Genomic DNA, 9832 nt, shown 5'->3' on the forward strand with positions numbered 1-9832 from the left:
CTGTTGGAAGGACCCAAAAGTAACCAAAAGGTCCTCGCCCCAACACTCGGCACCTCGCCTAGGCTCGGTGTGCCCGAACGCAGGCTTGAATCCGTGGGCCGCCGCGATGGGCCATCCTTGGCCCAGCGCGGCTAACCCGGCGTCCTGCCGGGTTACCCACGGATTCAAGCCTGCGTTCGGCCAGCGTGTTTGACGGGGCGCTCCAGATCAAAAGCGAGGCGGCCTGAAAGCCGACCTTTTTTGTGCGTCGTGCGAGGTCAAAAATGTGGGAGCGGGCTTGCCCGCGAAGGCGTCATCTGCACCACTTCGGTTTCCGCTTCTGCACAAACGCCTGCGTCCCCTCAATCCCTTCCTCACTCCTCACCGCCTCGGCAAACCACTGCGCTCCGCGATCCATCACCGCCTCAAGCGGTTCATCCACGCTCGCAAGCAGCAGTGCTTTGGTCCGTGCATTCGCGCCTGGCGCACACTTCAGGACCTGGCTCAACACTTCATCCAATCGTTCTGCCAGCGCCTGCGGATCGCGCTCGGTAAAGTGCACGACGCCCAGTCGCTCGGCTTCTACGCCATCAAAGCGCGCGGCGGTGAGTGCCAGGCGGCGTGCCTGGGTCAGGCCAATTCGCTTCACCACAAACGGGGCAATCTGCGCCGGCAACAAGCCCAGGCTGGTTTCCGGCAGGCCGAATTGCGCCTGGTGATCGGCGATGGCGATATCGCTCACGCACGCCAGGCCAAAACCGCCGCCCAGCACCGCGCCTTGCAGCACCACGATCACCACTTGCGGCACGGCTTCCACTGCCTGCAGCAAGGTGCCGAATGCCCGGTTCAGCGCTTGCAGTTGATTGCCTGCGGAGACCAGGTCCTTCACATCCGCCCCGGCGCAAAAGTGCCCGCCCGCGCCGCTGATCACCACGGCCCGAGTCTGGCTGTCCAATTGCGCCAGCACGCTGCGCAGTTCATTGACCATTGCCAGGCTCATTGCATTGCGGCTTTCCGGTCGGTTGAGGGTGATGTGCAGCACGCCGTTATGCGGTTCGAGCAGCAGGGTGTTCATGGTTTTTTCCCCGGTAATGTGCCCATCAGTTTGCAGATGATGCCCAGCATGATTTCGTCGGCGCCGCCGCCGATCGAGACCAGGCGCACGTCGCGGTAAGCGCGGGCCACCGGGTTGTCCCACATGAAGCCCATGCCGCCCCAATATTGCAGGCAACTGTCGCTGACTTCGCGGCCCAGGCGCCCGGCCTTGAGCTTGGCCATGGAGGCCAGGCGCGTCACGTCCTGGCCTTTGATGTATTGCTCGGTGGCCTGGTAGACCAGCGCGCGCAGGCATTCGATTTCGCTGGCGAGTTCAGCCAGGCGAAAGTGGATGACCTGGTTGTCGATCAGCGCCTTGCCGAAGGTCTGGCGCTCCTTGCAGTATTCGATGGTGCTGTCGATGCAGTGCTCCAGGCCCTTGATCATATTGGCCGCGCCAAACAGGCGTTCTTCTTGGAACTGCAGCATCTGCATCATGAACCCCGCGCCTTCGTGGCCGATGCGGTTGCGCTGGGGCACGCGTACGCCGTCAAAGAACACCTGGGCGGTCTCGGAGCTGTGCATGCCGAGTTTTTCCAGGGGCGGGCTGACGCTGATGCCGGGGGTGTTCATCGGCACCATGATCAGCGATTTGTTGATGTGCGGCTTGTCGTCGGAGGTGTTGGCCAGCAGGCAGATGAAGTCGGCGCTGGGCGAGTTGGTGATCCACATTTTGCTGCCGTTGATCACGTAGTCGTCGCCGTCCTTGCGCGCGTGGGTCTTGAGCCCGGCCACGTCGGAGCCGGCGCCGGTTTCCGAGACGCCGATGCAGCCGACCTGCTCGCCGCTGATGGCCGGGCGCAGGAATTCGTCGCGCAGTTCGTCGCTGCCGAAGCGGGCGAGGGCGGGGGTGCACATGTCGGTCTGCACGCCGATGGACATGGGGATGCCGCCACAGCGGATGGTGCCGAACTCTTCGGCGGCGACGATGGAATAGCTGTAGTCCAGGCCCATGCCGCCGAATTGCTCTGGCTTGGAAATGCCCAGCAGGCCAAGGTCACCGGCCTTGCGGAAAATATCGTGGATGGGAAAGCGTCCGGCCTTTTCCCATTCGTCCACATGGGGGTTGATCTCGCGGTCGACGAAGGCGCGGACGGTGCGGCGCAGCTCCTGGTGTTCCTGGGTAAAGATCATTTTTATGGTTCTCCTAAAAGCGCGCTACACCGAAGGTATTGGCCTGCAACTCACGCACCTCGGCTTCGTGGCAGATATCCAGCAGAAAGCCCAGCAAGGTCCGCGTGTCCCGTGGATCAATCAGCCCGTCATCCCACAGGTTCGCGCTGCCATAAAGTGCGGTTGACTGGCTGTCGAGCTTCTGCGCGGTGACTTGTTCCAGCATGTCGAGCACCTTGGGATCCGGCACCAGACCGTCCTTCAATTGCTTGGCCTCGGTGACAATGCGCAGCACCTTGCCCGCCTGCGCACCGCCCATCACCGCCGTGCGGCTGTTGGGCCAGGCGAAGATAAAGCGCGGGTCCAGGCCGCGCCCGCACATTGCATAGTTGCCGGCGCCATAAGAACCGCCGACCACTATCGTCAGTTTAGGCACCCGGGCGTTGGCCACCGCCTGGATCATCTTCGCGCCGTGCTTGATCACCCCTTGCTGCTCCGACTCGGTGCCCACCATGAAGCCGGTGGTGTTGTGCAGGAACAGCAGTGGCGTGCGGCTCTGGTCGCACAGTTGGATAAATTGCGCGGCCTTGCTCGCGCCCTTGGGCGTGATGGGGCCGTTGTTGCCGATCACACCGACGGCGCGGCCTTGGATGTGCAAGTGGCCGCAGACGGTGTGGGCATCGAACTCGCCTTTGAATTCGAGGAAGTGCGAGCCGTCGGCCAGGCGCGCGAGAATTTCGCGGACGTCGTAGGGTTTTTTCGGGTCGTCGGGGATCAGGCCCAGCAGTTCTTCAATGGGGTACAGAGGCTCTGCGTAGGTGCGTTTGGGCGCCAATGGCAGGCGATCATTCCAGGGCAGCAGGCCTACGATCTCCCGTGCGATGCGCACGCCGTCCGCATCGTTTTCCGCCAGGTATTCGGCAGTGCCGGCGGTTTGCGCGTGCATCTCGGCGCCGCCGAGTGCTTCATCCGTCGCCACTTCGCCGGTCGCGGCCTTTAGCAGCGGCGGCCCGGCGAGGAACAACTTGGCCCGGCCACGCACCACCACCACGTAATCCGACAGCCCCGGCTGATACGCGCCGCCGGCCGTGGCCGAGCCGTGTACCACGGTGATCTGCGGCAAGCCCATGGCCGACATCCGCGCCTGGTTGGCGAAGCTGCGCGCGCCTTCGACGAAAATCTCGGCGGCATAGTTGAGGTTGGCGCCGCCGCTTTCGGCCAGGGTCACCACCGGCAGCTTGTTCTCCAGGGCGATCTGTTGCAGGCGCAGGGACTTCTTCAGGCCGGTAGGCGAGATGGTGCCGCCCTTGATCGCGCTGTTATTGGCCACCACCAGCGTGCGCACGCCGCTGACATAGCCGATGCCGGCGATCAGCCCACCGCCAGCGGCGCTGCCGTCCTTGTCGTCGTGCAGCTTGTAGCCGGCCAGGCTGGCCAGTTCCAGGAACGGCGCGCCGGGGTCCAGCAGCCGGTTGAGGCGCTCGCGGGGCAGCAGTTGGCCGCGTTTGTCGAACTTGGGCTGGGCATCCTGAGCCTTGGCGAGCAGGTTGGATTCCAACTGGTGAAGCTGGGCGATGGCCGCGAGCATGGCCTCGCGGTTTTGCGCGAACTGGGCGCTGTGGGCGTCGATCTGGGATTCAATCACCGGCATGGTCTATTGCTCCGCCTTGAGCACATCCGGCAGGTAGGCGCGGTGAAAGCCATTGAAGGGTTCGCTCGGCGCCTGCGCCTTGTGCAACGGCCAGGCGCGGCTGCCCAGGCTGGCCGCTCCGTCGATGCGCAGGGTGCTGCCGCTGATAAACGCGGCGGCGGGGCTGAGCAGGAACACGATGGCCGCGCTGACTTCCGACTCGGTGCCAATACGCTTGAGCGGCACGTGTTCGCGCAGCGTCGGGATCACCGCCTTGAACGCGCCTTCGTAGGTGTCCATGCCGCTGGAGGCGATCCAGCCCGGTGCCACGGCGTTGACCCGCACCCCGGCGTAGCCCCATTCGAAGGCGGCGGTCTTGGTGAAATTATCCATGCCGGCGCGCGCCGCGCCCGAGTGGCCCATGCCGGGCATGCCGCCCCACATATCCGCAAGCATGTTGACGATGGCGCCGCCGTGCTTGCTCATGGATTGGTTGAACACTTCGCGCGCCACCAGGAAACCGCCGACCAGGTTGGTGCGCAGTACGGTTTCGAAGCCTTTTTGATTGATCGCGGCCAGCGGCGACGGGTATTGGCCACCCGCATTGTTGACCAGGCCGTGGATCGGGCCGTGCTCATGAATGATGTGTTTGACCAGCGCCTTGACGGCCTCTTCATCGCGAATGTCGCAGGCCTGCCACGCGGCGCTGCCGCCATCTTCGGCAATCTCGATCGCAACGGTTTGCAGTTTTTCCGGCTTGCGTCCCACCAGGATCACCTTGGCACCCAAGGCCGCCAGTTCATGGGCTGTGCAGCGGCCAATACCGCTGCCGCCGCCGGTGACTATCACGGTGTGCCCTTGGAACAGGTCGGCTTTGAAGATCGAGTCGAAGGCCACGGCAACGCTCCTGTTAGTTGAGTGAATCTGCGATGTGCTGCGGCACGGCGATGGGGATTTCCAGCAGTTGCTGGGCAAAGGCCTTGCCTTGCGGATCGATGCGCAGGCTGGCGATACCGCCGCCGCCCAGGGCATTTTCCAGAAGGAAGTTGAGGCTGTGGCTGCCCGGTAAATACCAGCGCTCGACGCGGCCATGGACGGGGTCCAGCACATGGCTCATCCAGTCGACGATCACTTCCGGGGTCAGCGCCTCGGCGATCCACGGCAAGTACTCGGGATCGCGGGCGATCACGCCGATGTTGCTTTGGTTGCCCTTGTCGCCGGAGCGCGCCACGGCCAGTTTCACCAATGGCACGTTGGCGTCGGCGTGGCCTTGGGGTTTGGGCGGGGCAATCGGTGCTTCGGGCAGGGCGGGGGCGTCGGCAACCGGCAGGGTGCAGGCATGGCGTTCGCCCTGATAGTCGATCAGCAGCTCGCAGGCGGATTTATCGATCAGGAATGAAAACAGCCGTATCAACGGGTACACGCTCGGTCGTCCGCCGACGATGCCGGTCAGGCCCGGCGCCATGCCGGTGGCGGCTTGGGCGATCTCTCGGGCGAACAGCACCAGCGCCTGTTTACTCGGGTGACGCACCGCCAGTTTCACCACCACTTCGCGGCAGTCCTGGCGCCTTGCGTGGGCGCCGTAGGTCGCTTCGCTGCCGAGCAGTTCGATGTTCACCTCGGTGTACGGCGCCCAGCCGCGTTGGCTGAACAGCTCCGAGGTCTTGTCGATGATCGCCTGGCTGACTCGCTCGGCCTTCGCCACCGCATCGATTCCGGCGATCAGGCAACTGGCGGTGCAGCGGAAGCCGTCCGGGTAGGTCGCGCTGACTTTGTACTGATCGGTCGGGGGCAAGCCCTTGGCGCCGTGCAGGCGCACACGGTTCTTGCCTTGCTGCTGCAATTTGACCTGGCTGAAATCGCAGATTACATCCGGCAGCAGGTAAGCACGCGGATCACCGATTTCATACAGCAGTTGTTCGGCCACGCTGAGTTCGCTGATCAACCCACCGGTGCCGTCGACCTTACTGACGGTGAACTGCCCGTCGGCGCTGACCTCAACGACCGGAAAACCGATGTGTGCGTAGTCCGGCACGTCGCGCCAATCGGTGAAATTACCGCCGGTGCACTGCGCGCCGCATTCGATGATATGCCCGGCCAAGGCGGCCTGGGCGAGGCGGTCGTAGTCCTGCCAGGACCAGTCGAATTCGTGCACCAGTGCCGCGCTGACCACGGCGCTGTCGACCACGCGGCCAGTAATGACGATATCCGCACCCAGTGCCAGCGCCTGTGCGATGCCCGGCGCACCGAGGTAGGCATTGGCGGACACGCACACGGGCGGCAACGGCGTGCCGTTGAACATGTCGGTGATGTTGTGCAGTTGCTTGAGTTGGGGCAGCAGGTCATCGCCCAGCAGCACGGCGATTTTGAGTGTGACACCGGCCTTGTCACAGGCCGCTTGCAGGGCGGCGGCGCAGGCCTGCGGATGGATGCCGCCGGCGTTGCTGATCACGCGAATGCCCTGGCGCTGGATATCCGCCAGCAACGGTGTGAGCACGTCGACGAAGTCCGAGGCATAACCCGCTTGGGGATCCTTCATGCGCGCGCCGGCGAGGATCGACATCGTGACTTCCGCCAGGTAGTCGAACACCAGGTAATCCAGTGTGCCGCCGTGCACCAGTTGGGCGGCGGCGGTGCAGGTGTCGCCCCAGAAGGCGCTGGCGCAGCCGATACGAACCGTCTTGCTCATGAGAAATCCTTCCTCGAATGGCTGTGGGCGAGACTACCAAGCAAGCGCTTGGTTTGTAAACTCCAGTCACAAGTTTTAGCCAAGCGCTTGCTTGGGTGGCCGTCACGGCCTAAATTGCCGGCCAAGACGTCCGTGGAAGTAGAGGAGAGAGGCATGGATGAGCATAAAGCCCTGCGGGTGATGCGCACCATGGTCGACGGCGGCCAATTGACCGACCCCGACAGCGCACGCGGCAAGCTGCTGCAGACTGCGGCCCACTTGTTTCGCAACAAGGGCTTCGAGCGCACCACCGTGCGCGACCTGGCCAGCGCCGTGGGCATCCAGTCCGGCAGCATCTTTCATCACTTCAAGAGCAAGGACGAGATCCTGCGCGCAGTGATGGAAGAAACCATCCACTACAACACCGCGATGATGCGCGCGTCCCTCGAGGAAGCCACCAACGTACGCGAGCGGGTGCTGGCGCTGATCCGCTGCGAATTGCAGTCGATCATGGGCGGCAGCGGCGAGGCCATGGCGGTACTGGTGTACGAATGGCGTTCACTGTCGGCTGAAGGCCAAGCCCAAGTGCTGGCCCTGCGTGACGTGTATGAGGCGCTCTGGCTGCAAGTGCTGGGCGAGGCCAAGGATGCTGGCTATATCCGTGGCGACGTATTTATTACGCGACGTTTCCTGACCGGTGCCCTGTCTTGGACCACCACTTGGTTTCGCGCCGAGGGCAGCCTGACGCTTGAGCAATTGGCCGAAGAAGCCCTGCTCATGGTTCTGAAAGCCGATTGAGGTGCAAGCTATTAATTTGCCGGTAGAAAGTTGTCTCGCCAGACAAAAACGCCTAGCTTATCGCCATTAGCGTTTTTGAACGGTGTGTGCCTTGATGTTTTCGCCATGGCGGCTGGCTGCAGGACTTACCTTTTGGGCACTGGGCACCGCGTGGTGGATGCCGGCGTCGGCGGCGCAGTTGGTGCGCATCGGCGCGGCGCACTTTCCGCCCTACACCGTGCGCCCGGAGCAGGGCGCCGATACCGGTTTGCTGCCGCAACTGGTCGAGGCGTTGAACGCCGCGCAAACCGATTACCAGTTTGTGTTGGTGCCTACCTCAATCCCTCGGCGTTTCCGCGATTTCGAGCAGGGCCGAATCGATATGGCCATCTTCGAAAACCCCGCCTGGGGCTGGCAGAAGATTCCCCACACCAGCGTCGACATGGGCCTGGAAGACGCCGAAATCTTCGTCGCCCAGCGTGAGCCCGGCCGTGACCAGGCTTATTTCGCTGACCTGAACGGCAAGCGCCTGGCGGTATTCAGCGGTTATCACTACGCCTTTGCCAACTTCAACCCCGACCCCAAGTACATGGCCGAGCACTTCAACGCCACGTTGACCTATTCCCATGACAGCAACTTGCTGATGGTCGCGCGCGGGCGTGCCGACATCGCCCTGGTGACGCGTTCGTACTTGAGTGATTTCATGGTGCGCAACGCGGACATGGCCGGGCAGTTCCTGGTGTCGGAACGCATCGATCAGGTCTATCACCACTACGCCTTGCTGCGCCCGAAAGCGCCGATTACGGGGGAGGCGTTTGCCGCGTTGCTCAAGCGCTTGCGCGATGATGGCGAGATGCTGAAGATTTTCGAGCCGTATCGCATTGATGTGACGGCGGTGCCCTGAGTGTGGGAGCGAGCAAGCCCGCTCCCACATTTCCTACAGCGGTGTGTCACACCCGTCGCGCAAACGTATCACTATGGCTGCCCGACACCTTGCGGCAGTGCACCAGCGCATCCCGGATCATGAAGTTCACCAGGGTCGGCGACACGCCGAGTTCCTTGGCGATGTCCTTTTGCGGCACGCCGTGCAGGCGGTACATCTCGAACGCGTAGCGGGTGCGTTGCGGCAGCTCCGTCAGGGCGTCGGCGATGTTTTCCAGGGTGTTGAAGTTGATGTGCGAGGTTTCCGGTGAAGCGCCGTGGATAACCACATTCAAGCCTTCCTCTTCCGTCCCGGAGTATTTGAGCTCCAGGGCCTGCTTGCGGTAGTGATCGATGGCCAGGTTGCGCACGATCTGGAACAGATAACTCAATTGCGCCTTGAACGATGACGTGATCGTCGGCGCCGACTGCAGCCGGAAGTAGGCGTCCTGCACTACGTCTTCGGCGCGGGAGCGGCAGCCGGTAATGCGTGCCGCGATCTTCACCAGAATCAGCCGATTATCGACGAATGCCTGGAGAAGCGGTGAGTCGCACCTGCCTGTGGATACTTGTTCCGTCATGGAAATCACCTTGTCGCAAAAGAGGTTAGGGGAGGGCGTCCTTGCTGAGGCCTCCTACACATCGGGCAACAAATTATGCTGAATGATAATGATTGTCAAATGAGAAGGCGAACTAATCTTATGCTTTCTTGTTAGGTGTGAACCACGTCTCGCGCGTAGCCGGCGACTAATTATTTGCCGGTGCCGTCCGTTCTTCTGGGTGACAGGTCCGTTAGCGAAACGGCCAAGGATCAGCACCCGCAGGAGGACGAAATGGGTTTCTATCGTGCATACAGCGTGTTTCAGTTTGGAGTCGTCACTCGATGAGTACGCCGACCCGACTGCGCCTGTTCTGCCTGCCCTATTCGGGCGCCAGCGCCATGGTTTACGCACGCTGGCGCCGATCCCTGCCTGAGTGGTTGCAGGTATGCCCACTGGAATTGCCGGGGCGTGGCATGCGCATGGACGAGCCGCTGCAACGCGACATCAAGGTCTTGGCCGCCCAGCTCGCGGATGAAATCAGCCGCGACTTGAACGGCCCCTACGCCTTGTTCGGCCACAGCCTTGGCGGCCTGCTCGCCTTTGAATTGGCGCATGCGTTGCGTGCGCGCAATGTGCCGCCGCCGCTGGCCCTGTTCGCTTCCGGAACGGCCGGGCCGGCGCGTCGCGACGTCAGTGAATACGCCATCGAAAAGACCGACGAACAACTGATCGCCCGCCTGCGCGAACTGCAAGGCACCGCCGAGGAAGCCCTGGCCAACCCCGAGTTGATGCAGTTGATGCTGCCGATCCTGCGCGCCGATTTCCTGTTGTGCGGCAGCTTCACCTACGGCGAGCGCGCACCGCTGGGCATGCCGATCCACGTGTTCGGTGGCAAGCAGGACAGCGTGCGCGCCGACCAGTTGCTCGACTGGCAGCTCGACGCTGCCAGCGGCTTTTCCCTGGACATGTTCGACGGCCAACACTTCTTCCTCATGCAACACGAAAGCGCCGTGCTGCGCTGCATGCGGCGCTACGCCGACGAACACCTGGCCCGCTGGCGCAATGGCGCGGCACGGCCACTCGCCGTCGGCTGAGCAAGCCCCCCGA

The 9832-nt window shown here is 62.9% G+C and carries 9 protein-coding genes; 3 read left to right on the forward strand and 6 right to left on the reverse strand.

Annotated features, from left to right (window positions below; genetic code table 11):
* Nucleotides 1-292 precede the first annotated feature (292 nt).
* Genes HX823_RS30540 through HX823_RS30560 form a run of 5 tightly spaced genes read right to left on the reverse strand, consistent with a single transcriptional unit; the run spans nucleotide 293 to nucleotide 6506 of the window.
* Nucleotides 293-1054 (reverse strand): enoyl-CoA hydratase/isomerase family protein, encoded by a 762-nt coding sequence (locus tag HX823_RS30540; RefSeq protein WP_177078333.1) that lies wholly within the window; start codon nucleotides 1052-1054, stop codon nucleotides 293-295.
* On the reverse strand, nucleotides 1051-2208 hold the full coding sequence (atuD, locus tag HX823_RS30545) for a citronellyl-CoA dehydrogenase (protein WP_038844360.1): 1158 nt from the start codon (nucleotides 2206-2208) through the stop codon (nucleotides 1051-1053). The genes HX823_RS30540 and atuD overlap by 4 nt, the downstream gene beginning before the upstream one ends.
* Before the next feature lie 13 nt (nucleotides 2209-2221).
* Nucleotides 2222-3838 (reverse strand): geranyl-CoA carboxylase subunit beta, encoded by a 1617-nt coding sequence (gene atuC, locus HX823_RS30550; protein WP_177078335.1) that lies wholly within the window; start codon nucleotides 3836-3838, stop codon nucleotides 2222-2224.
* A gap of 3 nt (nucleotides 3839-3841) precedes the next feature.
* Nucleotides 3842-4714, reverse strand: coding sequence for an SDR family oxidoreductase (locus HX823_RS30555; protein ID WP_038844363.1), 873 nt, complete (start codon nucleotides 4712-4714; stop codon nucleotides 3842-3844).
* Nucleotides 4715-4727: 13 nt separating this feature from the next.
* Nucleotides 4728-6506 (reverse strand): acyclic terpene utilization AtuA family protein, encoded by a 1779-nt coding sequence (locus HX823_RS30560; protein WP_177078337.1) that lies wholly within the window; start codon nucleotides 6504-6506, stop codon nucleotides 4728-4730.
* Between the two features lie 153 nt (nucleotides 6507-6659).
* Here HX823_RS30560 and HX823_RS30565 point away from each other — a divergent pair, with 153 nt between their 5' ends.
* Together HX823_RS30565 and HX823_RS30570 are read left to right on the forward strand one after the other, a co-directional pair.
* On the forward strand, nucleotides 6660-7283 hold the full coding sequence (locus tag HX823_RS30565; RefSeq protein ID WP_038844366.1) for a TetR/AcrR family transcriptional regulator: 624 nt from the start codon (nucleotides 6660-6662) through the stop codon (nucleotides 7281-7283).
* Between the two features lie 94 nt (nucleotides 7284-7377).
* Entirely contained in the window at nucleotides 7378-8166 is a 789-nt protein-coding gene (locus HX823_RS30570; protein ID WP_080642369.1) for an ABC transporter substrate-binding protein, read from the forward strand.
* Nucleotides 8167-8212: 46 nt separating this feature from the next.
* Here the strand turns inward: HX823_RS30570 and HX823_RS30575 are convergent, their stop codons facing one another.
* Complete coding sequence (locus HX823_RS30575) at nucleotides 8213-8764, reverse strand: RNA polymerase factor sigma-70 (protein WP_005789991.1); 552 nt, start codon at nucleotides 8762-8764, stop codon at nucleotides 8213-8215.
* Nucleotides 8765-9066: 302 nt separating this feature from the next.
* Between HX823_RS30575 and HX823_RS30580 the strand changes: the two genes are divergently transcribed.
* A complete protein-coding gene (locus tag HX823_RS30580) occupies nucleotides 9067-9819 on the forward strand; it encodes a thioesterase II family protein (RefSeq protein ID WP_177078339.1) in 753 nt (250 codons plus the stop codon).
* Nucleotides 9820-9832 lie beyond the last annotated feature (13 nt).

The organism is Pseudomonas sp. P7759, from assembly GCF_013386445.1.
GTDB lineage: Bacteria > Pseudomonadota > Gammaproteobacteria > Pseudomonadales > Pseudomonadaceae > Aquipseudomonas > Aquipseudomonas azotoformans_A.